23 protein-coding genes are annotated in these 23,972 nt (G+C 35.6%); 14 read left to right on the top strand and 9 right to left on the bottom strand.

Annotated features, from left to right (window positions below):
* Positions 1–163: 163 nt before the first annotated feature.
* The 4 genes from QWY91_RS11880 to QWY91_RS11865 all read right to left on the bottom strand — a co-directional run bounded on the left by QWY91_RS11880 (position 164) and on the right by QWY91_RS11865 (position 3,811).
* A complete protein-coding gene (locus QWY91_RS11880; RefSeq protein ID WP_290235341.1) occupies positions 164–1,339 on the bottom strand; it encodes a porin in 1,176 nt (391 codons plus the stop codon).
* Positions 1,339–1,785 (bottom strand): PepSY-like domain-containing protein, encoded by a 447-nt coding sequence (locus QWY91_RS11875; protein WP_290235339.1) that lies wholly within the window; start codon positions 1,783–1,785, stop codon positions 1,339–1,341. The genes QWY91_RS11880 and QWY91_RS11875 overlap by 1 nt, the downstream gene beginning before the upstream one ends.
* A gap of 74 nt (positions 1,786–1,859) precedes the next feature.
* Positions 1,860–3,137 (bottom strand): sensor histidine kinase, encoded by a 1,278-nt coding sequence (locus tag QWY91_RS11870; RefSeq protein ID WP_290235337.1) that lies wholly within the window; start codon positions 3,135–3,137, stop codon positions 1,860–1,862.
* Positions 3,134–3,811, bottom strand: coding sequence for a response regulator transcription factor (locus tag QWY91_RS11865; RefSeq protein ID WP_290235334.1), 678 nt, complete (start codon positions 3,809–3,811; stop codon positions 3,134–3,136). The genes QWY91_RS11870 and QWY91_RS11865 overlap by 4 nt, the downstream gene beginning before the upstream one ends.
* Positions 3,812–4,497: 686 nt before the next feature.
* Between QWY91_RS11865 and QWY91_RS11860 the strand changes: the two genes are divergently transcribed.
* From QWY91_RS11860 to QWY91_RS11850, 3 genes are all read left to right on the top strand, one after another.
* Entirely contained in the window at positions 4,498–4,833 is a 336-nt protein-coding gene (locus QWY91_RS11860) for a single-stranded DNA-binding protein (RefSeq protein WP_290235331.1), read from the top strand.
* Positions 4,834–4,917: 84 nt separating this feature from the next.
* On the top strand, positions 4,918–5,367 hold the full coding sequence (locus QWY91_RS11855; RefSeq protein WP_290235329.1) for a JAB domain-containing protein: 450 nt from the start codon (positions 4,918–4,920) through the stop codon (positions 5,365–5,367).
* A gap of 614 nt (positions 5,368–5,981) precedes the next feature.
* Positions 5,982–6,704: a helix-turn-helix domain-containing protein gene (locus QWY91_RS11850; protein ID WP_290235326.1), complete on the top strand. Its 723-nt coding sequence runs from the start codon at positions 5,982–5,984 to the stop codon at positions 6,702–6,704.
* A gap of 47 nt (positions 6,705–6,751) precedes the next feature.
* On the opposite strand, the gene QWY91_RS11845 is transcribed toward QWY91_RS11850, so the two are convergent.
* The 4 genes from QWY91_RS11845 to QWY91_RS11830 form a co-directional block, all read right to left on the bottom strand.
* Positions 6,752–7,588, bottom strand: a complete 837-nt coding sequence (locus QWY91_RS11845) for a helix-turn-helix domain-containing protein (RefSeq protein WP_290235324.1) — start codon at positions 7,586–7,588, stop codon at positions 6,752–6,754.
* A gap of 10 nt (positions 7,589–7,598) precedes the next feature.
* The gene (locus tag QWY91_RS11840; RefSeq protein ID WP_290235321.1) at positions 7,599–8,483 is read right to left on the bottom strand and encodes an NAD(P)/FAD-dependent oxidoreductase; all 885 of its coding nucleotides are present in this window, start codon (positions 8,481–8,483) and stop codon (positions 7,599–7,601) included.
* A 380-nt stretch (positions 8,484–8,863) separates the two neighbouring features.
* Positions 8,864–9,676 (bottom strand): SDR family oxidoreductase, encoded by an 813-nt coding sequence (locus QWY91_RS11835; RefSeq protein ID WP_290235320.1) that lies wholly within the window; start codon positions 9,674–9,676, stop codon positions 8,864–8,866.
* 77 nt (positions 9,677–9,753) lie between these two features.
* On the bottom strand, positions 9,754–10,311 hold the full coding sequence (locus QWY91_RS11830; protein ID WP_290235318.1) for a Crp/Fnr family transcriptional regulator: 558 nt from the start codon (positions 10,309–10,311) through the stop codon (positions 9,754–9,756).
* A 182-nt stretch (positions 10,312–10,493) separates the two neighbouring features.
* Between QWY91_RS11830 and QWY91_RS11825 the strand changes: the two genes are divergently transcribed.
* From QWY91_RS11825 to QWY91_RS11790, 8 genes are all read left to right on the top strand, one after another.
* Positions 10,494–11,441, top strand: a complete 948-nt coding sequence (locus QWY91_RS11825) for an NAD(P)-dependent alcohol dehydrogenase (RefSeq protein WP_290235316.1) — start codon at positions 10,494–10,496, stop codon at positions 11,439–11,441.
* A 9-nt stretch (positions 11,442–11,450) separates the two neighbouring features.
* Positions 11,451–11,597, top strand: coding sequence for a hypothetical protein (locus QWY91_RS11820; RefSeq protein WP_290235315.1), 147 nt, complete (start codon positions 11,451–11,453; stop codon positions 11,595–11,597).
* Between the two features lie 5 nt (positions 11,598–11,602).
* Positions 11,603–12,148: an SRPBCC family protein gene (locus QWY91_RS11815; RefSeq protein WP_290235313.1), complete on the top strand. Its 546-nt coding sequence runs from the start codon at positions 11,603–11,605 to the stop codon at positions 12,146–12,148.
* A gap of 85 nt (positions 12,149–12,233) precedes the next feature.
* On the top strand, positions 12,234–13,130 hold the full coding sequence (locus QWY91_RS11810) for an NmrA family NAD(P)-binding protein (RefSeq protein ID WP_290235312.1): 897 nt from the start codon (positions 12,234–12,236) through the stop codon (positions 13,128–13,130).
* An 18-nt stretch (positions 13,131–13,148) separates the two neighbouring features.
* The gene (locus QWY91_RS11805; protein WP_290235310.1) at positions 13,149–14,312 is read left to right on the top strand and encodes an alkene reductase; all 1,164 of its coding nucleotides are present in this window, start codon (positions 13,149–13,151) and stop codon (positions 14,310–14,312) included.
* On the top strand, positions 14,309–14,890 hold the full coding sequence (locus tag QWY91_RS11800) for a TetR/AcrR family transcriptional regulator (protein WP_290235307.1): 582 nt from the start codon (positions 14,309–14,311) through the stop codon (positions 14,888–14,890). Before QWY91_RS11805 ends, QWY91_RS11800 begins: the two co-directional genes overlap by 4 nt.
* 45 nt (positions 14,891–14,935) lie before the next feature.
* On the top strand, positions 14,936–15,727 hold the full coding sequence (locus QWY91_RS11795; RefSeq protein WP_290235305.1) for an SDR family NAD(P)-dependent oxidoreductase: 792 nt from the start codon (positions 14,936–14,938) through the stop codon (positions 15,725–15,727).
* Positions 15,728–15,938: 211 nt separating this feature from the next.
* Positions 15,939–17,039 carry a Fic family protein gene (locus QWY91_RS11790; protein ID WP_290235304.1) on the top strand — a complete coding sequence of 367 codons (1,101 nt, stop codon included), beginning with the start codon at positions 15,939–15,941 and terminating at the stop codon, positions 17,037–17,039.
* Positions 17,040–17,139: 100 nt separating this feature from the next.
* On the opposite strand, the gene QWY91_RS11785 is transcribed toward QWY91_RS11790, so the two are convergent.
* Positions 17,140–17,721, bottom strand: a complete 582-nt coding sequence (locus tag QWY91_RS11785) for an RNA polymerase sigma factor (protein ID WP_290235302.1) — start codon at positions 17,719–17,721, stop codon at positions 17,140–17,142.
* A 109-nt stretch (positions 17,722–17,830) separates the two neighbouring features.
* Between QWY91_RS11785 and QWY91_RS11780 the strand changes: the two genes are divergently transcribed.
* The 3 genes from QWY91_RS11780 (at position 17,831) to QWY91_RS11770 (ending at position 23,905) form a co-directional block, all read left to right on the top strand.
* Positions 17,831–18,991: a FecR family protein gene (locus QWY91_RS11780; protein ID WP_290235300.1), complete on the top strand. Its 1,161-nt coding sequence runs from the start codon at positions 17,831–17,833 to the stop codon at positions 18,989–18,991.
* A 153-nt stretch (positions 18,992–19,144) separates the two neighbouring features.
* On the top strand, positions 19,145–22,375 hold the full coding sequence (locus QWY91_RS11775; RefSeq protein WP_290235298.1) for a SusC/RagA family TonB-linked outer membrane protein: 3,231 nt from the start codon (positions 19,145–19,147) through the stop codon (positions 22,373–22,375).
* Between the two features lie 12 nt (positions 22,376–22,387).
* Positions 22,388–23,905, top strand: a complete 1,518-nt coding sequence (locus tag QWY91_RS11770) for a RagB/SusD family nutrient uptake outer membrane protein (protein ID WP_290235297.1) — start codon at positions 22,388–22,390, stop codon at positions 23,903–23,905.
* Positions 23,906–23,972 lie beyond the last annotated feature (67 nt).

Genomic DNA, 23,972 nt, shown 5'->3' with positions numbered 1-23,972 from the left:
AAACTTCTGGGGCTTGATTAATTTCGATCTTAGCCTAAGATGTCACTATGTCTATGCCGTCACTAACAGTCTAAATGTAAAAACTAACAAATAGTTTTAAAAATATGTGATCTTGTTTGGAGTGTAAAGTTTCACTCTTTTATTAGGTAGTTACTCTTTGAAACTAGAATTTTACTTGGGCCTGTAATCGCATAAGGTTACCTGTTTGGTGATTGATTGGGTTTTGGAAATCTTCATAGCGCCTATCAGAAATTGTATATTCTGCTAAAAATTCAAAATGGGGCAAGGGATGCCATTCAATGCCAACTTCGGTTTCCTTTACCGTATAACTTCGTGCGTCCAATTCATGTTTTTTCCCACCGTTATAATATTGAAAACGAACAAATGGATAAAATCGCTGGTTCCATTTTTTTACGAAATAGGAAAATGTGGCATAACCTCCAGATAATTTTTTGATTTTAATGGTACGGGATGAAGTGTCGAACTCGGGCCCACGGCCTACATTATACTCGGCCTGGATCCCAAAAGGTTTTGGGAACAAAACAAAAGATAAAGCGGCTCTTTGATCAATATATCCTTCTGGATTTACCGTAACTTCTGGACTATGTTTTAAAATCATATATTTTCCTGAATAAGCCTGAATACCTGGCTCAATCACTTGATTGCCTAATTGGATTGGATATGAAAAGCGAGTAACTATATGGAAACTGTCATTTTTATCATAGTGGTTCGCGGTTTGACCGTTATAGATTCCCAAAGCAAAAATGCCAAAATCACCACCACTTAGTCCAGCTTTTCTTAACTGGCGGATAAGTGCTCGTTTCTTGCTCGTGGCCCAGTAGAAAAAAACACCGAGATCTCGTTCATCTTTGACGCCACTATTAAAGGCATCATTTCTATCCAAGGGTAATCTATTGCTGCTGGATTGCATATTTTCATACCCATAAGGTACTTTGCTTTGCCCTATGCGTAGCCTAAATTCGTTTTTAAGATCGAGCCCTACATCAATATACGCATCTTTTAGTCTTCCTACATGATGATCTTCGTTGATGGATTTAGCAAAATCGGGTTGAAAATAGACAAATATTCTGGGGGTAATTTGGCCTTTTATTTTAAATCGAACCCGACGAAGCGATAGCCCGCCTCCAACATCTCCCCAATGTTCGTCACACTGCTCGCAACCTAAATTGGGATTGGTTTGAAATAAACTGTTATATCGTACTTGCATATAGCCTCCTAAATGAATATTGTCGTACCATTTTTTTGAATTGTCTGATTGTTGTGCCAGTAGTGATGACTTCACTACTAGCACAAGGATACATGAAAGAAGATATCGCATTAGTCAGCTTTTTTACTAATGATACTTCCTTTATTATCTATAACAACCTCCCAGTCTTCTTTGAGTAAAGCTTCAAAATCTATATGATAATAAACTTTACCACTCTGGCTGATGCGCTCTAGATCATCTATAGCATATCCATCAAATTCAGATTTAATGGTTTCACTTACCGCTTTAGGTAAATCTTTTTCAGAAATATCTTCTTTGTGCTTTAATAATTTTCCCTGCTTATCATACCATAATTCATGATCGGTATTCCAGTCCAGTTCAAATTCAACAGCATATTGATTGCCTTCCAATTCCCATTCTATATCTTTTGCTTCGGGATAATTTTTACTGAATTCATTTACAATAATCGAAGGAACTTCAGTTTGTGGAATTTCTTGAGCCTGTAGGCTTGAAGCTATAGTTAAAGCTGTGCCTAAAATTAAAATTTGTTTTTTCATCTTGTATATTTTTTTAATTACAAGACAAATGAAGTTCCTAAATTTGGAAAGACTTGGGAATTTTCTCGCTATCCTTAAAATTCTAACTTAAAACTGTGTAAACTTTGCTGAAAGGAATAGGATACTTTGATGTCATAGATATCTGAAATCGCTTTAACGATGCTAAGACCTAATCCGGTCCCTGAAGATGAATTTTGAGACTTGTAAAATCGAGTGAAAATTAAATCCCTGGCAAGTGGGTGCTCCCTCCCGGTATTACGTATATAAAGTGTATTTTCTGTAATTTCAATTTGTACCTTTCCTTTTGGGATGTTATGAAAAATAGCATTTCTCAGTAAGTTTGAAATCAAAACATTAGCGAGCGCATTATCCATATTTTTGCGAAGCTGGCCGGTTTCTTTGATGCCTACATCAATATTTTTGAAGGACGCCAAATCCTCTAAATCCACTATATTTTTTTGAATGACTTCATTTAACGAAACTGTCTGATTTTCTAAAAACTGCTTATTCTCAATTTTGGTAAGCAACAATAAAGATTTATTTAAGCGTATTAAACGCTCAATAATACTCATAACTTCAGCAATATTTTGAGCTTGCTGATCTTGCAGATTTCCATCTTCTATAAGAAGCTCTAATTTATTCCTGGATATAGCAAGTGGCGTCTGCAGCTCGTGAGAGGCATTACCAATAAATTGTTTTTGCTGTTCATAAGTTTCTGTAGTATGTTGTAAAACAGCATTTACAGCTTGTTCTAAATCCAAAAATTCTCGTGTTTTTGTTTTAGCCTTAGGAAGTTTGCGATTTGTACCAAGCCGGAAGTTTTTAAGTTCTGCTAAAAGGTGATAGAATGGCCTCCAAAGTTTTTTTAAAATAATATTGTTGATGATAATGATTCCAATAATTAAACTAAGATACAACCAAACGATATCGTAAAGCAGTTCTCCAATGAGATCATCTTCTTCAACCATAGAATTTGCTACCTTAAGCTCATAATATTCACCATTCATTTTAAAGGCGGTTATAAGCATTCTTACGGGTTCCAGTTCGGGTTCTTCATCATCAGCATCCTGCATATAGAGCATGGTATCATAAAACCTGTCTTTTAGTGGCAGCGCTTGTTTTTTGGAGATTTTTTTAACGGTAAAAAAGCTTTCATCAAAATATTTTTTGGTTAATATACTTGAATCATCTTCGGCATTTTCAATAATAAGACATTTGTAGTTTTCAAGGCCTTCATCAATACTGCTTTTAATTTCGTGCAGCATGTTGAAATAGAAAATTACAGCCCAAATGGTGACAATAGCAAAAATTGAAACAGATAAATATCTTAAAGACTGGTTTAGTAATTTCATAACGCGACCAATTTATAGCCTATACCATAAATCGATTCAATTTCTATATCTGCTGTGGTCGAATGTATTTTTTTACGCAGGTTTTTGATTTGATAATATACGAAATCGAAATTGTCAGCATTATCGCTATGGTCTCCCCAAACATGTTCTGCTAATGCAGACTTAGTAACTAGTCTATCTTTATTAATCATAAAGTAATACAATACGTCAAATTCTTTTCTGTTTAAGCTCACCATGACTTCATTAACCCAGAATTGCCTACTATCGAAATCTAATTTGGCATTAGCAATTTGAAGGATGTTTGTGCCATTTAGATCTTTTCTTCTTAAAACGGCTTTAATCCTGGCGTTAAGCTCGGCTAAATGGAAAGGTTTGGTTAAATAATCATCTGCGCCAAGTTCTAAGCCTGCAAGTTTATCATCCAGGGAGTCTTTGGCTGAGATAATAATAACGTTATCGCTTTTGCCTTCTCTTTTTAATATCTTAAGTATATCCAAGCCACTTCCTTTTGGAAGCATGATATCCAGTAAAATGCAGTCATATTCGTAAACCAGTGCTTTCTCCAGAGCCGTGTGATAATCTATGGCTGTCTCTACCAGAAATGTTTCTTTCTCCAGGGATTGCTGGATACTGCTAAGCAGTTGCTGTTCGTCTTCTATTATTAATATTTTCACGATTTAAATGTGCTAAAAGATTTTAGAAAGAAATGGGAATACGACATTTTAAAATGGAGGATTCATCATTTCAATTTTCTGAACAGGTATGTCATTAACCCGTAATAAGCTAAACATCTTAGCAATGAGAATCTTTTGGTTTTAATAATTAATTTATTACTCGAATTTCGAACTAATTCTGTAAGGACAAAAGTATCTACATTTTATTTTTTATAGTGATTTATTTTAAAAATACTACACAACATTTTAAGATACCCGATTACTATTTATTCCGATCTAGAAATGTTAAAACCATATAAACATTGAATATGCATTCTTGCATTTTCCCGGCTCCCGGTTGTTTTTCGATTTCAGTGTTTCCATTTCCTTCCCGGCCGTGGCTGGTCTCTCCCTTTTTTGTGATGCAAAATACCAGGATTTAGAAGTTAGTCCACATTGCATAAGCCAGTCATGCTTCCTTTTTATAAATGCTCCCTAATTCTAAATCCTGAAAATGTATAAGCATCAAAAAAGGGAACAGCTCACGGCACTATAGGAAGTAAATCAAAATAAAACACTTATGAAATCATCTCAAAACAACATAATCGGAAGCCAGGAAAAAAAATCAAAAAAAGAAAACGCTTCGGATATAAAAAGTAAATCATTGTTTAATCCACCTGCCCTGGGAAGGTATAAATTTTAAAGTTATGAGTAATCTAAGAAACCAAGTACAGTTAATCGGAAATGTAGGAAACACCCCGGAAATTACTAATCTGGATAATGGTAAAAAAGTAGCTCGTCTGAGTTTGGCGACTAATGATTATTACCGAATTCAGAACGGAGAATCTATACAGGATACTCAATGGCATCAACTGGTAGCATGGAATAAAAAAGCGGAGCTTATCGAAAATTATGTGACTAAGGGGAAAGAAATCGCTATGGAAGGGAAATTAATTTCAAGGTCCTATCAGGATAAAGAAGGCCATACCCGATATATCACCGAAATACTGGTACAGGAAATTTTACTGCTGGGAACTAAATAAAACGAAAAGGAGGGCAGATCTTAATTTAATTGCTGCCCTCTTTTCACTAACCTAATTCGAAAAAAACTTTTAATACTTCATCCTATGACTACTAAAGTAAATGAAATAAAATTATGCTACAAGGACAGGATTACAATTTCTAAATGTCCCAAAATTTCCTGCTCTAAGGATGCGGCTAATATCTATTATCAAAACTGGGATAAAAACGAAATTCAGTTGCAGGAATCTTTTAAAGTCATGCTACTGAATAATTCTAATATCGTAAAAGGAATTTGCCAGATTTCTTCGGGTGGACTTACGGCTACTTTAGTGGATATGCGCATCTTATTTGCACTGATCTTAAAAAGTCTTTCTACTGCTATTATCGTTTGCCATAATCATCCCTCAGGAAAATTACAAGCGAGTGAAGTCGATAAGCGACTTACCAATAAAATAAAAAGGGCTTGTGAGTTTTTAGATATTAAACTCCTTGATCATTTGATTATAACCAGTGACGGAAACTACATGAGTTTTGCCGATGAGGGTATTTTGTAGGTAATATTTAGATTTTTTCTAAAGGAGCTTCTTGAGGCTCCTTTTTTTGTTGGTATGATACATCTTTTCATTTTACAACAGATCTTTATTTTTAAATCATACTGCATTTTTTCACTTTCGATAGTTTGAGAATGAACTTCGAAAATGAAGAGTTTCAGGTTTTATCAATATAAATTTAAAGCCTGATCTGGGATCAGGTTTTTTGAGTTTTCCAGCGGCACGCTGGAAAAAAGGAAAAGCAAGAGGATAACACGCTACGCGATGTTATAAAGCGTTCTTATTTGCCGATCCCCCGTGAAATCATAGGGTTGAGGTTTTTTACTCTTTTTAAAATTGGAGATTTTTCCATGAAAATGTGACTCAGCCCTTTGTTTTCGGTAGGTTTTTCACGAAAAAATGGTTGAAGATTTTAAAAATGATCGTTTTACCAGTCGCACCAGTAAAACACTTGTAACCGAAAAATTTAAAACCTACTAGTTTGAAAATACTATGATTACTTTACTACTTGAACATGGCATATTTCATTATGATCTTCTTTTTTAATAAAGCGTTCGAAGGTTTTAATGTTCAGGATTTTGAATAGCTTTACAACTCTGTTTTAATCTCATGCATAAATGAACCCATTTATTCTTGCTCTAAAAGCCCGAAACCTGACTGTAGAAATTCATCATCACTCGGCGTATCAGATTGTACTCTCTAACGACCTGCCGTTTACCTCAATTATTAGCGGTATAAAGCACGAGGAGATTCATGGCTTTGTCATCAAGCCGCAGGTGACCCATCATTGTATTGCTGAAAAAGGGACACTGAATATTTTAAATATTGAACCGTACTCAAATATTGGTTTAGAATTATCAAATAGGTTTAAAGAAGATAAAGATTATATTATATTCAATTCACCGTCTGAGACACATACATTTTTTAAAACTGAAAAAGAAAATTTGGATCTCAAAAAAATTATCGATGCTTTGATTGCAGAATTGCCTTCGACCAATTACGATGAACGGGTTACTAAAATTGTAGATTATATCAAAAACAACTATAATCAATCTGATATTACACCCAAAACCTTTGCCGATATCGTTTTTCTTTCTCCATCCCGATTAGCCGCACTCTTTAAGCAACAAACCGGGAGTAGCCTTTCTAAATATTTATTGTGGACCCGCTTACGCCAAGCCATTTATCTCACACTGTCCGATAAAAATAGAAGTCTTACCGATATTGCTTACGATACAGGATTTTATGATCTCCCACAGCTTAACAAATACATGTATGAAATGTTTGGTATGCCGCCAAAAGCACTTAAGCATAACAGCGATTTGATTCAGATTTATTAAAATCTTTCCTTAAATTATCCAAGAAAACCGAATCGCATTATAAGCTGTTAATGGTTGGATTGCCTATAAATTTGAGGGCTTACGCCTGTATTCTTTTTAAAAAACCTACAGAAATAAGATGTGTCATTGAAACCTAAATGATAAGCTATTTGATTAATTGTGTCTTCCGTTTGAATAAGTTCTCCCTTAATCTCTAAAATGATGCGTTCCTGTATGGTTTCACTGGCACTTTTCCCCGTAACTTCTTTTACGGTATCATTCAGATAAGTTGGTGATATGTATAGTTTTTCAGCATAATCGGAAACCTTACGAATAGTTTTAAAATTTTTTTCCAATAGTTTCTTGAAACGAGCCGTGATCATATCTTTTCTTGAAAGTGGACTGTGATTATCGTCATCATTAGAGTTTTTTACGCGCTCTATTTCAATTAGCAAAACATTTAAATATAATCGACATAATAAGTTATCGTTTATGCTTTCACTATTATTCACCTCATAGCTTATACGTTTCAGTAAAGAACTTAGATTCAGGTATTCGTTTTTACTTAATGTAAGCACCGGGACGCTGTTAAACTGAAAGAACGGATAGAAACATAATTTCACCTGATTTTTTAAGCATAACAGAAAATAATCGGTATCAAAAATCAATTGGCTGCCGTCCAGGTCGTCAGAAAATTTTGTAATTTGAGAAGTCTGTCCCGGTGCTAAAAAGAGTATAGTTTTAGAGGATGCCTCCCATTTTTTATCGCCAATACGTAAGGACAGATTCCCCTGTCTAACAAAAATTATTTTGTACTCATCTTTGTTATTTACAATATGAGCATTTAGTGTATTTAGTGCAACACCCTGTAATCTTGCTATTCTTATATAATTAGATTGTTGCATAAACTATTAATTAATAATTTGCCATAATTAGCTCGTGGTTAAGCGTAAAAGCTGCCTTGGCGCCAGAGGCATTGGCTAATGTTACCGAACGTAGGGGACTGGAAGAATCACCAACCGCATAAATACCTTCTATTGAAGTTTGCTGAAATTCATTCACTTTAATATGACCAGTTTCTGTTATTTCACAACCCAATTGCTCTGGGATCTTGCAATGCTGCTCATAAGCTGTTCTATGATATAGGGCATCTAATTTTGATTTTGAACCATCCTGGAATTGTAGGTGACTCATATAGCCTTTGTTATGTTCAATATGCTGTATGGCTTTTTCATTAATATGTACCCCCAAATTTTTTATTTCTTCTGAATTAAACCTCGCTTTTCCGTTTGAATAGATGGTTAAATCATCTGTCCAGTTCAGGATCAATTTAGCAAAATTCAAAGCATTTTCATCATTGATCAGTATTCCGGTTTTCTTATCCCTCACCTCATAGCCGTGGCAGTAGGGGCAATGAATAGCTGCAATTCCCCAACATGCTTGGAAACCTTCAATTTCAGGCATTATATCTTTTACGCCGGTTGCGAATATGATTTTCTTGGCCTGATAGTGTTCATTTGAGCGTGTACTAACCTTAAAGTTTCCATCATGTCCCGATACTTCATTAACCAAATCTTCTTTGAAGTTTACTGAAGGGTAGGCTAAAACCTGTTGTTTTGCTTTAGAAGCTATCGCTCCGGGTTTTTCACCGTCTTGCGTTATAAAATTATGCGAATAAGGTGTTTGGGCATTACACGGTTTACCGCTGTCGATGACCAAAGTTTTACGGATTGATCTCCCCATTGTCATTGCTGCTGCCAAGCCTGCATAACTACCTCCTATAATAATTACATCGTACATAAATTTTTAATTTTTGATTGAATAACATGCCTTCTGAAAAAAGGGGCATAAGCATTATACTGTCTGTGTTTAAAACAATAGTCTTGGTTAATTAATTTCTGAATATGGTACTGAGCACAGCATATTGTTGTTGTATATTTCTATTATTAGTCCCTGTTCTCTTTAAATCTTTCAATTAATAGCAAAGATAGCAGGTTGTGTTTTCTGAATTATATCACTTATTTCATTTCGTATGGTATAAATCACATCTGAAAATGATAACTATAGATTGGAGGAAATTTGAATTTTAAATCATATGGAAAAGTTAATGAGGCAACCCCAAAACTAATTATCACAGTTTTGGGGGTGAAAAATTGTTGGTATTGATACTGATGAAAGACCTAGCTATTTTTTCCAAAAAAGCGCTGCTTCATTTTATCCATTATGGCTTCTATACCGTCTTTTCTTAGCCATTGATGTTCTTTAGCAGAAAGCTCACCCGGGGTATAATGCAACTGATCATCTTTGCTTTCAGAAGCGCTATAAATAACTTCAGCGATACTTTCCGGGGTATCACGTTTAGCCGAAGCATCCGCACGCATAGCTTTCATATAATCTGCGAAAAGCTCCTGATAATCGGGGTGGGAAACCAGTTGTGCTTTACTCCCAAAACTGGTTTGCATATAAGCCGGCACGATTGTTTTTATAGCGATACCAAAGTGGTTTAGCTCATAGCTCAATCCTTCCGTCCAGGTTTCTAAAGCAGCTTTGGTAGCCGCATACACCGCAACAAACGGATAGGGAATATTAGCGGTTGAAGAAGTTACACTTAGAATGCTACCTTTTTTTCTGGCTCTAAAATAGGGGAGGAAGGATTTGGTTACCAAGATTGTTCCTAAAAAATTGGTGTTGATTTGCTGCGCAAGTTGGTCATCGGTGGTTCCTTCAAAAGGCCCCATTAATCCATAACCTGCATTATTCAACAACACATCGATCGGACTTATTTCTTCAGCTTTTGCCGAAATCTCGGCTATTTCTTTAGCATCGCTAATATCCAATTTCAATAGGTGAACATTTGAGAATTGGGTCAGTTCGGTTTCCTTTTCCGGTTGGCGCATCGTAGCGATGACCGTCCATCCTTTTTCAGCAAATAATTTAGCACTAGCTTTCCCTAATCCTGAAGATGCTCCTGTGATAAAAATGGTCTTTTTCATTTTTTAATTATTTAAAATTATCCTGCAAAGTTCCCGTATAAAAAGATGAACCTGTTTACCATTTGGTAAAAAGCAATTTAGCGGATATTTTTTCGTATTCTGCTTAAAGATTGCTGGGTAATCCCTAAATAGGAAGCGATGTAGGATAAAGGGATGCGATTGGCTAAGCTTGGATATTTTTCCAAAAATTCCAGATAGCGTGTGGTAGCATCCTGAGCAATAAGCGGGCTTACCCGTTTTAATTTTTCTACCAGTGCTTTATTGGTGATTTTTTGAATGATAGACTCCCAAATGATGATGGTATCTGTAATTTCTTTCCAGTCGGTATTCGAAAAAACCAATAGCTTACAAGGAGTCGCCGCCTGAATATACTCGGTGGAAGGTGCATTTTTTAAATCGTAGAGCAAATGGTTTTCTTCCACAAAAATCTTAGTGATTTCTTCCCCTTTATTGTTGTAATAGCAAATCCTCAGAATCCCATCCAACACAAAACAAACCTGGTGAAGCACCTTCCCGGCTTCCGCAAAGTATTCATCCTTGTCCAGTGTTATTGTTTTTGCTTTCTGACTTATCAGTTTTATCTGCTGGGTATTCAGCTCCCCAAACTGTAAGACAAACTCTATAAACTCTTTCATACGAATAAAGATACAAATAGTGACGATGCTACTAATTTACCATTTGGTAAAAAATGTATTTCGCTACTAAAAGATAGATCAATAAAAATGATCAAAACGATTACAGTGATTTGATACAAGTTTACGACACCTCTTCTACGCAACTTTGTAATAACATTATGAACCATTAAAAAAATAGTATTATGAAAGCAATCGCATACAACCAATTTGGAACTTCAGAAGTATTACACATCGTAGAACAATCCAAACCTTCCGTAAAAAATGATCAGGTACTGATAAAAGTAAAGACGTTTTCGATCAATTCGATGGATTGGAAAATCAGAAAAGGGGAAATGAAATTAATGTCGGGTTCCAAATTCCCTAAACATACTGGAGCTGATTTTGCCGGTATTGTGGAAGAAGTCGGCTCTGGAGTCAACCATCTAAAAAAGGGAGATGAAGTTTTTGGGGTGGTAAAAAATTTAATGAAAGAAGGTGCATCAGCCGAATATGTTGCCGTAAGCGCTTCATTGGTTTGGAAGAAACCAGCAGCGATCAGTTTTGCGCAAGCAGCTTCTATTCCGGTTGTGGGTACTGCAGCCTTATCCGCTTTAGAAAAAATGGGAAATATCACTCCACAATCTTCAATTTTAGTTAACGGGGCTACCGGAGGTTTTGGGATGTTTTTACTTCAGTTACTACAACAAAAAAATGCGAATATCTCTGCTGTAGCCAGCACTAAAGGATTGGCTTTTGCTAAAAAGTGGGGCGCTAATAAAGTCATCGATTATAGCAAGGAAAATGTTTTTTCAAAGCAAACCAAATATGATGTAGTGATTGATTTATCGGGAAAAATGAGCTATAAAAATGGCAAAAAGCTATTAAAAAACAGGGGATCATTTTTAAACGTGACACCACAACCCATTCAGATTATCGCTTCGCTATTCAATAATCTATTCACTTCCAAAAAGCATATTGTAGTCCTTTCAAATCCTTCAACAAAACAAACCGAAAAACTGATAAAGGCAGTAAATGAAGGTTTGCAGATTGAAGTCAATAAGGTGTTTCCATTTAACCAATTTAAAGAAGCCTATAAGTACGCTGAAAAAGGTGGGGTTATTGGAAAAGTAGTTGTTGAAATTAACGAATAAGCTGCGCTAATGATACCTAAACTAGAAAATTCCCTAAAGTATTGGAAGCAGCACGGTGGGTTTGGGATACAGATTTTATATCCCGGACTCATCATTACTGAATTGAATGATACCGGTTTTTCTATGATCGGGAAAATAGATAACAACTTAAAATAGAGAAAATGAAAACCACAGAAAATAGTACCAATATTAGGAACACAAATCCTGAAGTTATCGTAGAAACCACCATCAATTCTAAAATAGATCGTGCGTTCGATTATATCCCACCAATTAATTTAATGCACATATTTCGGGGCAATGCAATGATTCCTGCCATTATAGATACGAGTATCAAGCAAGGATGGAACAAAGCAGGCTTAAAAAGGACCGTTTACTTTGCAGATGGTTCCACTTCCCAAGAAACACTCTTAACCGTTGATGCGCCGACTTCTTTTTCCTACAAAAACGAGCATTTTACTTCAAAAGTACTCGCTGCATTACTTAAACGAATTGAAGGGGAATGGTTGTTCACTGATCTAGGAAATAATCGCACTAAAATTAGATGGATCTATCGCCCGGTCTCTACTAATTTTCTGGCAAAAATTGTGGTAAAACTGGTACTCCTAAAACCATTACGTGCTACACTCAGTGATGCGCTAGAAATTATAAAAAATGATCTCGAAAGCGGACAGCTTGAAAAAGGAACCACCTGGAAAAAGCAGGAGTAGAACAGTGATTTGATACAAGTTTTAAAAAAAGCCTAATCGCACCTTTGTAGTGCACATAATTAATAATAACAAAAAAATTAAAGAGATGAAAAAAATTGTAATTCTGGGAGCCACCGGAACAGTAGGAAGTAAAATCGCTAAAATCCTTTTAGAGGAAGGAAAACGTAAAGTAAAACTACTGGCAAGAAATCCCGAAAAATTAAAAGACTTTAAAAATTTGGGAGCAGAAATCATTGTCGGTGATGTAAATGATGTAAACGTACTTACCAAAACTTTTGCAACTGTAGATAGCGCATTCCTTATTTTACCAGACAATGTGAAAGCTGAAAATACCAGAGCTTACCAGAGACAAGTCACAAGCAGCTACATCGAAGCCATTCAACAATCAGGGATTAAACATATTGTAAATATGAGTAGCTTAGGTTCTCATATGCACGAAGGAAATGGAATGATGGCTGGAACCGGTGAACAAGAAGTACGATTAAATCAGTTAGAAGATGTAAACGTCGTACATATTCGCTCAGCTTATTTTATGGAAAACTGGCTAAGAACCATTGGCCTAGTCAAATCTAAAGGAATTAACGGAACCGCAGCAGTCGGCGACCATGCTATACCTATGGTAGCCACGCAAGATGTTGCTCAAGTAGCAGCAGCGCATTTATCTAATCTCGATTTTACAGGTAAATCTGTGCACCCGGTAATGGGACCACGAGATTATACCTATGCCGAATTTACCAGTAGTATTGGTAAAGCCATAGGTCAGCCCGACTTGCCTTATGTGCAAATTCCTGCAGAACAGGCCAAACACATATTCTTGGGAAATGGATTTTCAGAAGATTTTGTGGATAATCTGTTAGGAATGGCTTTAGCTGTTAAAGATGGGATCTTTAATTATCAGAAAAGAGATGTTTTCACCACTTCGCCTACCACAGCAGAAGCGTTTATAGCGGACACTTATCTTCCAATATACAATCAGCAATAATTTAAAAAACTAAAGATTATGAAACTTTTAGAAAAAACACAAATAGGAAATTTAACCTTGAAAAATAAAATGGGAATGGCCGCTATGACCCGCAGCAGGGCCGATAGTAACGGTTTAGTAGGGGAAATGACTGTGGAATATTATACCCAACGAGCCAGTGCCGGACTTATTTTTAGCGAGGCGATACGTATCAGTGAAGAAGCTACCGGTAGTCCGCTTACTCCTGGTATTTTCACTAAGGAACAAGTTGAAGCCTGGAAGAAGGTAACACAAGCCGTGCACGATAAAGGAGGAGTTATTATAGCCCAACTTTGGCATACGGGGCGTGTGGCGCATTCTATTGAAAGAAACGGAAAATTACCATTGGCGCCATCAGCCATACCTATCAGCGGAATGCAACATTTCACTTCTCAGGGAATGAAGGATTATGAAACACCTCAGGAAATCACCATTGAAGAAATTCAGCAGACCTTAAAAGACTATGGGGAAGCTGCTAAAAATGCGATGGAAGCCGGTTTTGATGGTGTTGAATTACACGCTGCTAACGGTTATTTACCGAGTCAGTTTTTAGCCGAAAGTTCCAATCAACGGACCGATAACTATGGGGGAAGCATTCCCAACAAGGTTCGTTTTGTAGTTGAAGTAATGCAAGAATTGATCGATGCGGTTGGCGGTGATAAGGTAGGGATTAAAATTTCGCCTTTGCATCCTTACGGGGATATGATTTTAGATGAACCGGTTAAAACCTATACGCATTTGATCGCGGAATTGAACAAACTGGATTTCGCCTATGTCGAATTGATGAAACGTAGCCCTTCTTTTCCTTCTCCTGCTCATTACCCAGATGTAGACGAGCTGGAACAGTTCGGAAAACAGATCAAACATACAGTGATTGCTAATTCGGGTTATGATAAGGTTTCAGCCGAAGCAGCATTGGAAAAAGGAATCGCCAATATGGTTTCTTTCGGAACCCTATTCTTGGCCAATCCAGATTTACCCAAACGCTTTGAACTGAATGCCGAATTAAATGATCCGGACCGCACAACGATGTTTGGTGGCAGTGCGCAAGGCTATATTGACTATCCATTTCTAAATCAGCAAAATTATAAGGATTACAAAAAAAATAATATTCCATGTAGTTGTTTTTGTTATTTTTGTATCAATCATTACAATAATAAATGAAAGGAAGACCAACAGTTTTTAAAGATCAAGAAATAGTACTTAAAGCCCAGGAAGTTTTTTGGAAAAAGGGCTATAGTGCTACTTCTTTATCAGATTTGAGTAGAGCAACAGGTGCTGGGGCAGGTAGTCTTTACAATACATTTAAAGGCGGAAAAAAAGAACTTTTCAAAAAAGCTTTGGCACAACGAAAAGAAGATTTGAAAGCTTTTCAATCAACATTGAAAAAGAGTGAGCATCCTGTTCAACTTATTAAAGATTTTTTTTTAAGTCTTGCTGCGGAAGCGGAAAAATCACATGCTAAAGGGTGTATTATCGCCAACACACTGGTAGAAATGTCATTTGTGGATAAAGAATTAGAAAAAGAAGCGATATTAATATTGAGGGAAACAGAAAACCTTTATAAAAAAACGATTCTTGAAGCGCAGAAAAATGGAAGCTTAAAATCCAAAATTTCCGCTGATGTTTTGGCGAAACATCTAATTAGTTTATGGTGTGGTATTAATTCGCTGCGCAGGATGTATCCTGATGAAAAAATTCTTCAGCAGCAGATTGAATTACAACTACAAATTATCAACTAAATTTTTTTATTCATTTTTTGAACGATCATTATAAATATTCATATAATGAATTTACAACTTAAAGGAAAAAAAGCATTTATTAGCGGTTCAACACAGGGAATTGGCTTTGCAATTGCGCAGCAACTTTTAGAAGAAGGCGCTTCGGTCATTATTAATGGGCGAAATAAAGAGAAAACAGAAAAGAGCAAAAAGCTGCTTGAAAAACAATTTCCAGAAGCTGAAATTTCAGGTATAGCTGCAGATTTTCATAAAAAAGATGAAGTTTCGAGCTTACTTGAAATGCTACCCGAAATTGATATTCTGATAAATAATTTGGGCATATTTGATATCGCCGAATTTGAAAAAATTCCCGATGAGAAATGGTATCGCTATTTTGAAATTAACGTGATGAGTGCGATACGGCTATCCAAAAAACTTTTCCCAAAGATGAAACAGAAAAACTGGGGTCGTATCATTTTTATCAGCAGTGAATCAGGTGTCAATGTACCAGAGAATATGATTCATTATGGGATGACCAAAGCGGCACTTTCAGCTGTTTCGAACGGGCTTTCAAAGCTCACCAAAGGAACTGAAATTACCGTTAATACCGTCTTAGGTGGACCAACGTATTCAGACGGTGTTGCAGAAGCTGTTAGTCAGATAGCTTCTAATCAGAATATCGAAATTGAAGCAATGAAGAAAGCCATTATACAACAATCTAATCCACATATCCTGTTGCAGCGTTTTATCAAGCCCGCTGAAATTGCCAATTTAGCGACCTATTTGGCAAGTCCGCTCTCGATCGCGACCAATGGGGCTTCTTTAAGAGCAGATTCTGGGGTATTAAAGACAGTTTGAATTTTTTGGTTTTTTATGATACTGATCTGAATTTGCCTTCGCAAACTTAAACTATGTAAAACTTGTTGGAATTGAAATCTGAAAATGCTAAAATAACTTAGGTAAATATTCTAATTAATCTGAACAATAAACAAAATGAGCCGATTAACTTCCTTTATTCGGCTCAAAAAATTTATATATTTGATGTGAATAATATGTTTATTTGGCTCATATGTATAACTGGCAATTTGAAAACTGGCCTTATTTTGAGTATAATTCGAAAGCGATCGATGATATTGTCATTGAATTCGCCTCAGAGACGGGAGAGGTTAAAGGGATTATAGATAGTTTGCCTGCTGATTTTAGGCAAGATGCCATAATTCATATTATGCTTGATGAGGCTATTAAAACTTCAGCGATTGAAGGGGAGTATTATAGTCGGCAGGATGTCATGTCTTCCATCAAAAATCGATTGGGTATAGGTGATGGCACTAATATTAGGGATATTAATGCCAGAGGTATTGCTGAGTTAATGGTAGAGGTGAGGGAAAATTTTTCTGCAACTTTAAGTGAACAAATGATTGAAGGATGGCATACAATGTTATTTAACCGATCCAGGTATATTCAGGAAGGTAATTATCGATCTGGAGAGGAACCCATGCTTATTGTATCAGGGAGATATGGGAAAGAGGAAGTTCACTACGAAGCTCCTCCGTCTCATTGTGTTCCAGTTGAGATGAAACAGTTTATCCAATGGTATGAGGAATTTAATATTGAAAATAATAATATTCGGGAGTCATTAATTAAAACTGCTATAGCTCATTTGTATTTTGAAACGATACATCCATTTGAAGATGGGAATGGACGTATAGGTAGAGCAATAGTCGATAAATGTCTGTCTGAATCTTTAGGTAGGGTATTGGTTTTAAGTATTTCTACTGCCATCGAACAAAACAAAAGGGATTATTACGAAGCCTTAAAGACTGCACAACGTTCCATGGATATCACGGATTGGATTGTTTATTTCTGTGAGACTATCTTAAGCGCGCAGAAGAGCGCAAAAGCGATTATTAGGTTCATTTTAATGAAAGCTAAATTTCTGGATCAACATCGAGAGAATTTGAATGATCGCCAATTTAAAGTAATTTTGAAAATGTTCGATAGAGGCATAGACAGTTTTGAAGGAGGAATGACAGCAAAGAAATATATTTCAGTAACCAAAACTTCAAAAGCAACGGCCACAAGAGATTTACAGGATATGGTTTCTAAAGAAATTTTAAGGCCAATAGGTGGAGGGCGAAGTATACATTACTATTTAAATTTACCTGATTAAAATTGAATTTTCTTAAAATATGCTGAATTCAGTGTAGGTTAAAAGCTTACTTTTTAGGCGTTTATTTTTTTAATTGAAAAAAGAATAGATTCCAATCAAGCTAAATCAACTTGTGGAGAAACAGGAAAATATGGGAATTTGCGTCTCCGACTTTTAATCTTAAGGTGCTAAAAGCCTTTGTAATATGCTTTTCGACAGATTTTATGGAGATGTTTAAATAATCAGCAATTTCTGTATTGGTGAGCCCTTCTTTTTTACTGAGCAAAAAAGTTTGCTTGCATTTAGGCGGTAATTTTTCTATTTCATTTCTTACAATAGCTATAAGTTGATCAAGCGAGTGTTCAGACTCTTCTTCAACAATGCTGGAAAGGGTATCAATATATTTCTTTTCTAAATATATCGTTTTTTTGTTTTTTCTATACTGATCTAAAAATTCATTATATACAGATTTATATAACAGATTTTTGATTGAAAGTGTAGGTTTAAGATTTTCTTTATTCTTCCAGATCTTTATAAATACATTTTGGACAATATCTTCAGCAAGATCTTTATCTGCAATTAAATGACATGCATAAACGTATAATTTATGATGATAGATATTAATAAGATATTTATAGGCATCTTCATTACCCTTTTTTAAGGAATTAATTAAACATACATTATCTGAAAAGGTTTTCGTCATGACGTATTGATTAAAAAAAGCTATTATAATTATCTAATTTATAAAATATTTGTTTTAAAAAGGTAGGGTTTGCAAAATTTCAGCCGTATTAATAATAAGATTTTAATCTATGAACGCTGAAATAGAATCTATAATCGTAAAATTTTTTTGTAAAGAAGCCACAGCTCAAGAGTTGGATAAACTTGAGCTATGGCTAAGATCTTCAGATAATACCAAGTTGTTTCGAGAATTATTAAGATTAAATTTTGCAATTGATAATAGCTTAAAACATTTTAATGATGATAAAGTTCATCAATTATTGAGAGAACATATAAAGAGTGATCAGAATGCAAAAAAAAGAAAGAAAAGAAGGAAGCATTCTTTATACACTTTGGCAGCAATTGCAATTATTGCAGTTGCCGGTGTTTTCTATTTAAAATTCGAAAAGAATAATTTTGATGAAAAGAATGTAACACCAAACATAGTAGAGACCCCTACTGGGACTCCTGGTGCTATTCTAACTTTGGAGGATGGTGCAGAGGTTATATTGAAAAAAGGCGATGCCTATCAAATCAAAGGAATTAAGAGTGATGGTAAGCAGCTTATTTATAATGACAATCAAGACGCTAAAAAAATCGCATATAATTATCTAACCGTACCTCGTGGAGCACAATTTGAATTAAAACTATCTGATGGCACAAAAGTCTGGCTGAATTCTGATTCTAAACTGAAGTATCCAGAGTCTTTTATTGAAGGTAAATCGCGTAGTGTATATCTACTGTATGGCGAGGCTTATTTTGAAGTTTCCCCTAGTGATTTACATCATGGAAGTTTATTTGAAGTACATAATGAAGGACGAGTTATTCAGGTACTGGGGACACAATTCAATGTAAAAAGTTATAAAGAAGAAACTAAAACCTACACCACCTTAGTAGAAGGAAATATTCTCTTAAAATCACGCGATAAAAAATATGCTTTAAAGCCGAATGATCAGATGATATACAGTAGAGGAAAAGGAGAATTTAAAAAGCAGCAAGTAAATGTATATAACGAAATCTCCTGGAAAGATGGTGTTTTCAGTTTTGAAGATAAAAAGCTAAAAGATATTATCCAGGTATTGGCCAGATGGTACGATGTAAAATTTGATTTGAAGAATCACCAACTTGGAGAAGAGGAATTTGTAGGAGTTTTAAGTAAAGACCAGGAAATTGAGGAAATACTGGAAAGTATAAAAAGTTCAGGCATTATCAATTCATATCAAATCAAACAAAAATTAATTATAATAAATTAAAAAAAGAGGGAACGAAGTTTTGACATTTTGCGGTATCGAACTTCGCCCCTCACCTAAATTAATCAAACATGGTGTTTAACTAATCTATTTTGTATGAAAAACAAAACTATAAAAAACAAAGCTTATCTAATTAAGCGGTGTACAATTTTAATTATGAAAACCTTTTTAATTTTCTTTTGTTCTACAATTCTGGCCTTTAGCCCGAATGAAACATTTTCTCAGCAAAAAGTACACATCGATAAAGATCAAAAGCTGAGTGTGGATCAAATCTTCGATATTATTAAAAGCCAGACCGATTACAGGTTTATTTATCCTAAACAATTGTTTAAAAATAAACCAAAAGTTCAAGTTTATCAAGGAGATATTAAAGTAACAGAAATGCTTAGTCTTGGTTTGGCATCAAGTGGGCTAACTTATGCCATTACTGATAACAATAATATCTTATTCAAAGAAAAGGCAGATTTAGGTACTAAATTGATTGAAGATCAAAATATTGTAGAAGGTTTGGTTCAAGATACGAATGGTACACCTTTACTAGGAGTAAATGTGCTTATTAAGGGTACTTCAATTGGTACCACGACAGATTTTGATGGGAAATATTCTATTGAAGCGAAACCAGGAGATGTTTTGACGTTTTCCTTTATTGGGATGAACACGGTTTCAAAAACAGTAAATAGCGAAAATACGCTTAATGTTACGCTTACAGAAAATGCTGCAGCTTTAGACGAAATCGTTGTAGTTGGGTATGGTACACAAAATGAAAAAGATATTACAGGTGCTGTAACTTCGGTTTCTGCTAAGAACTTTAATAAAGGTGTACAACAAAGTCCGCAACAACTTCTTCAAGGTAAAATGCCTGGTGTTAATATTGCTCAAAATAGTGGTAAGCCCGGAGGGTCAAATACTGTCTTGATTCGTGGAGGAACTTCTTTAACCGGGTCAAATGAACCTTTATATGTTATAGATGGGGTGCCAATTTCTACATCTTCTGGTACGGGTCAAGCAAATATAAGTGGTAGTGGAACCGATTTTTTTGATCAAGAACCGGTTAATCCATTAATGACTTTAAATCCCAGTGATATAGAATCTATAAGTGTGCTGAAGGATGCATCTGCAACAGCTATTTATGGCTCTAGAGGTGCCAATGGTGTGATTGTGATAACCACTAAAAATGGAACTGCAGGGAAAATGAATGTTTCTTTGGATGTATCCCATGGGGTTTCGGTTGTTTCTAATACGATCGATGTCCTATCTGCAGATGAATATCGAAAGGTGGTAAATGATCTTGATTTACCATTAAATGATGGTGGTGCATCTACCAACTGGCAGGATAAAGTATATCGAACCGCTGAGGTGCAGGATTATTATCTTTCTCTTAGTGGAGGCTCAGAAAATACAAATTACAGAGCATCTCTGGGCTATAGCGATCAAGAAGGTGTGGTATTAGGTTCCAATTTAAATCGAGGAACTGCGCGTATTAATATTGGGCAAAAAATGTTGGATAAAAAATTATCTTTTGATTTAAGGTTAAACTACGGGCAAACAGTTTCAAATGCAGCTCCGGTTTCTAATACCGTGGGTAGTGAAGCTGGTTCCAGTATCAATTATGAGGCTTATGTTTTTAACCCTACATATCCGGTATACGACGAAAATGGAAACTTTAATCATATTTTACCCTATAGAGTGAATCCTTTGTCTTTCTCAGAGCAGGTTATTGATGAACGTACTAATAACAGGTTTCTAGGAAATTTCACTACAGATTATAAGATCATTGATCCACTTAGTGTCAATGTAAATTTAGGATATACTAATCAAACTATTGATCGTAATTCTTACCTAAGTAAGGAAAACCCATTAGGGCAGGGCTTAGGAGGTTATGCTAACGTACAAAAATTAACAAGCTTCAATAAGTTACTTGAAACTACCTTAAAGTTTGAGGAGAAATATGGAGATCATAATATTAATGCATTAGCAGGATATTCATACCAATATTTCGTAGATGAAGGCTTAAGAAATGATGCTAATGGTTTCTTGTCTGATGAATTTAAATGGTATGGTTTACAAGCAGCAAGTAATGTACGTACCGTATCTTCATTTAAACAGAGTAATACTTTGATCTCTATGTATGCAAGACTTAATTACGATTATCAGGGTAAATATTTGCTCACAGCTACTGTTCGTAGAGATGGTTCCAGTCGCTTTGGAAGTGGAAATAAATGGGGTGTTTTTCCTTCAGGCTCTGTAGCATGGAGAATATCAGATGAAGAATTTTTTAAATCCAATACGATTAACGATTTAAAATTGAGAACAAGTTACGGGGTAACCGGGAATCAAGAAATAGGGAATTTAAATTCTATAACAACATTGGGAGCCAGCACCACTGGATACATTGTAGGAGGACAAAGAATCACCGTGGTTTTGCCGCAGCAGTATGCTAACCCCGATTTAAAATGGGAGCAAACTGCACAATTCAATGTTGGTGTTGATTTTAGTCTTTTAAAAGGTAAAATCTATGGTACTGCAGATTATTATAATAAAGAAACAAAAGATCTTTTATTGAGAATTCCAGTTCCTACTCCTACTGCGGTAAATACACAGCTTGCCAATGTAGGAAGTGTACGTAATCGCGGTATTGAACTATCATTAGGAGCATATGCTATCGAAAAGGAGAATTTCCAATGGCGATCAAATTTGATTTTCAGTCATAATAAAAACGAAGTGCTAAGCCTATCTAACGCTCAATATCAGGGCGATGATATACAAGTTGGTCCTTTAAGAGGCCAGGGATTAACCAGTGGTACATATGCACAGTTAATACGACCAGGATTTGAAGTAGGTACTTTTTATGGAAGAGAATTTTTAGGAATAGAAGATGGAGTAGAGCAATTTGATCCAGAACTCAAGATTATTGGTTCTGCGCAACCTGATTTTACTTTCGGGTTTTCTAACAATTTTACTTATAAAGCTTTCGATCTATCGTTTAATTTAAGAGGCTCTGTAGGAAATGATGTTTACAACTTAACCGCGAATAATTTAGCGTACCTCAGTAATTTGCCGGGAAGGAATGTTTTTAAAGAAGCCGTAGAAAGCGGGGTAACCAGAGATCAGCCTAAACAATATTCTTCAAGATGGATAGAGGATGCATCGTTTGTAAGATTAGACAATCTTACATTAGGCTATAATTTAAATTCTGAAAATATATTCTTTTCCAATGCTAGACTCTATCTCACTGGCCAAAACCTATTTGTAATTACTGGTTATTCAGGTTTGGATCCTGAAGTAAATTCAGAAGTTTCCGGAGCTGGTATTGCTCCCCTGGGAATTGATTATCTCGCTTATCCTAAAGCAACAACTGTCACTTTGGGACTTAACTTAACCTTTTAATTTATACATATTATGAAGTTATATATACATAAAATAGCCATCATACTGGGCCTTGCCATCCTAGCTGTAAGCTGTACTGATCTGGATGAAGAAACTTTTGGTAGTTTATCGCCAGAGAATTTTTATAATACTGAAGAGGAAGCTCTTGCCTCTGTTGCAGGGATTTATCAGCAACTGTCTTATGTGCAAAGTATTGGGGATCCTTGGAGAATAGCAGAGTTTGGGACTGATGAATTTATTGTTCCTGGACGTGCGAGCGGTGGATGGTTTGATCAAAGCAACATTGATATCATGAGACATCAGGTGGATCCTGCAAATGCTACTACAGGTAGAGCCTGGAAAAATATCTTTCAGGAGATAGGAACAGCTAATGCCGTTATAGAAAGTTTGGAACAATCACCAAATAGCGAGAATTTAACTGCAATCATAGCAGAGGCAAAAGCATTAAGAGCGTATGGTTACTTTTATGCTATGGATTTTTGGGGAAATGTGCCTTTGGTGACGGTGGCAAGAATTGATCCTAACGATTTGCCACAAACCACCTCCCGATCAGAAATCTTTAGTTTTATTGAAAGCGAATTATTAGTTGCTGCTGAAGATATGCCATCTGTAAATGAAGTTAATCGATCTGATTATTACCCTAGGTTTACCAAAGAATCGGTCTATTCCCTTCTAGCCATGATGTATTTAAATGCAGAAGTTTATACTGGCACACCACAATGGCAAAAAGCGATAGAAATGTGTGATAAAGTTATTAATTCTGGTGGATATCATCTTTCTGGCGAAGTGATTGATAATTTTGCTTCTAATTCCCAAACAAATTCGCCTGAACTTATTAGTGCATTTACCAATGATCCCATAAGCAATGCTGGCAACAATCAATTTATTTTATATGCACAAAATGCTTTAGATCAATTGAAATATAATTTGCCTTTTGTGCCCGCAAATGGATACAGCACCTATCAAGAAGCTTTAGATCGTTATGGCGATAATGATGCACGTAAAGAGCTTTTGGAATATGGCCCGCAAACCTATCTTAATGGAGAACCATTATTAATGGACAATGGCGAGCAACTGGTTTTAATACCGGTACAGGATCTGGTAAGTGCGGAAGATAATGAAGGTTATAAAGTGCTGAAATATACGCCCGTTGGTGCTAGTTTCTCGGGATCTAATGCAGATAACGATTATGTTCTAACCCGCTATTCAGATATCTTATTAACAAAGGCAGAAGCACTGTTCAGACTAAATAATAATGCTACCGAAGCTTTAAATTTAGTAAATGAAGTTAGAAATAGAAGTAATGCAACTTCACTAAATGTTTTAAGCTTAGATATAATAGAGGAAGAGCGCGCTAGAGAATTTATCTGGGAAGGACATCGTAGAAGGGATATGATAAGGTTTGAAAGTTATTTTAATGACACCTGGGCTTTTAAGACTACACAGACCGAAGAATATAGGGGTATTTATCCTATTCCTCAGGAACAAATTACCGCCAATCCAAACCTTACTCAAAATCCAGGTTATTAAATTTTATTGCGAAAAAAATAACTCAAATTGGGCGATTTTAGGATACATTTTTTTAATCAGTATCTGG

The sequence above is a fragment of the Zunongwangia endophytica genome (assembly GCF_030409505.1).
Lineage (GTDB): Bacteria > Bacteroidota > Bacteroidia > Flavobacteriales > Flavobacteriaceae > Zunongwangia > Zunongwangia endophytica.
This window is presented reverse-complemented; position numbering and strand designations above follow the sequence as displayed.

Bases quoted from the DNA above. Each gene is read 5' to 3' on its own strand.
- QWY91_RS11770 (WP_290235297.1), top strand. From the start codon at position 22,388: ATGAAGTTATATATACATAAAATAGCCATCATACTGGGCCTTGCCATC.
- QWY91_RS11820 (WP_290235315.1), top strand. From the start codon at position 11,451: ATGATACCTAAACTAGAAAATTCCCTAAAGTATTGGAAGCAGCACGGT.
- QWY91_RS11845 (WP_290235324.1), bottom strand. From the start codon at position 7,588: ATGCAACAATCTAATTATATAAGAATAGCAAGATTACAGGGTGTTGCA.
- QWY91_RS11775 (WP_290235298.1), top strand. From the start codon at position 19,145: ATGAAAACCTTTTTAATTTTCTTTTGTTCTACAATTCTGGCCTTTAGC.
- QWY91_RS11805 (WP_290235310.1), top strand. From the start codon at position 13,149: ATGAAACTTTTAGAAAAAACACAAATAGGAAATTTAACCTTGAAAAAT.
- QWY91_RS11860 (WP_290235331.1), top strand. From the start codon at position 4,498: ATGAGTAATCTAAGAAACCAAGTACAGTTAATCGGAAATGTAGGAAAC.
- QWY91_RS11785 (WP_290235302.1), bottom strand. From the start codon at position 17,721: ATGACGAAAACCTTTTCAGATAATGTATGTTTAATTAATTCCTTAAAA.
- QWY91_RS11875 (WP_290235339.1), bottom strand. From the start codon at position 1,785: ATGAAAAAACAAATTTTAATTTTAGGCACAGCTTTAACTATAGCTTCA.
- QWY91_RS11835 (WP_290235320.1), bottom strand. From the start codon at position 9,676: ATGAAAAAGACCATTTTTATCACAGGAGCATCTTCAGGATTAGGGAAA.
- QWY91_RS11855 (WP_290235329.1), top strand. From the start codon at position 4,918: ATGACTACTAAAGTAAATGAAATAAAATTATGCTACAAGGACAGGATT.
- QWY91_RS11825 (WP_290235316.1), top strand. From the start codon at position 10,494: ATGAAAGCAATCGCATACAACCAATTTGGAACTTCAGAAGTATTACAC.
- QWY91_RS11810 (WP_290235312.1), top strand. From the start codon at position 12,234: ATGAAAAAAATTGTAATTCTGGGAGCCACCGGAACAGTAGGAAGTAAA.
- QWY91_RS11850 (WP_290235326.1), top strand. From the start codon at position 5,982: ATGAACCCATTTATTCTTGCTCTAAAAGCCCGAAACCTGACTGTAGAA.
- QWY91_RS11780 (WP_290235300.1), top strand. From the start codon at position 17,831: ATGAACGCTGAAATAGAATCTATAATCGTAAAATTTTTTTGTAAAGAA.
- QWY91_RS11870 (WP_290235337.1), bottom strand. From the start codon at position 3,137: ATGAAATTACTAAACCAGTCTTTAAGATATTTATCTGTTTCAATTTTT.
- QWY91_RS11830 (WP_290235318.1), bottom strand. From the start codon at position 10,311: ATGAAAGAGTTTATAGAGTTTGTCTTACAGTTTGGGGAGCTGAATACC.
- QWY91_RS11800 (WP_290235307.1), top strand. From the start codon at position 14,309: ATGAAAGGAAGACCAACAGTTTTTAAAGATCAAGAAATAGTACTTAAA.
- QWY91_RS11840 (WP_290235321.1), bottom strand. From the start codon at position 8,483: ATGTACGATGTAATTATTATAGGAGGTAGTTATGCAGGCTTGGCAGCA.
- QWY91_RS11880 (WP_290235341.1), bottom strand. From the start codon at position 1,339: ATGCGATATCTTCTTTCATGTATCCTTGTGCTAGTAGTGAAGTCATCA.
- QWY91_RS11815 (WP_290235313.1), top strand. From the start codon at position 11,603: ATGAAAACCACAGAAAATAGTACCAATATTAGGAACACAAATCCTGAA.
- QWY91_RS11795 (WP_290235305.1), top strand. From the start codon at position 14,936: ATGAATTTACAACTTAAAGGAAAAAAAGCATTTATTAGCGGTTCAACA.
- QWY91_RS11790 (WP_290235304.1), top strand. From the start codon at position 15,939: ATGTATAACTGGCAATTTGAAAACTGGCCTTATTTTGAGTATAATTCG.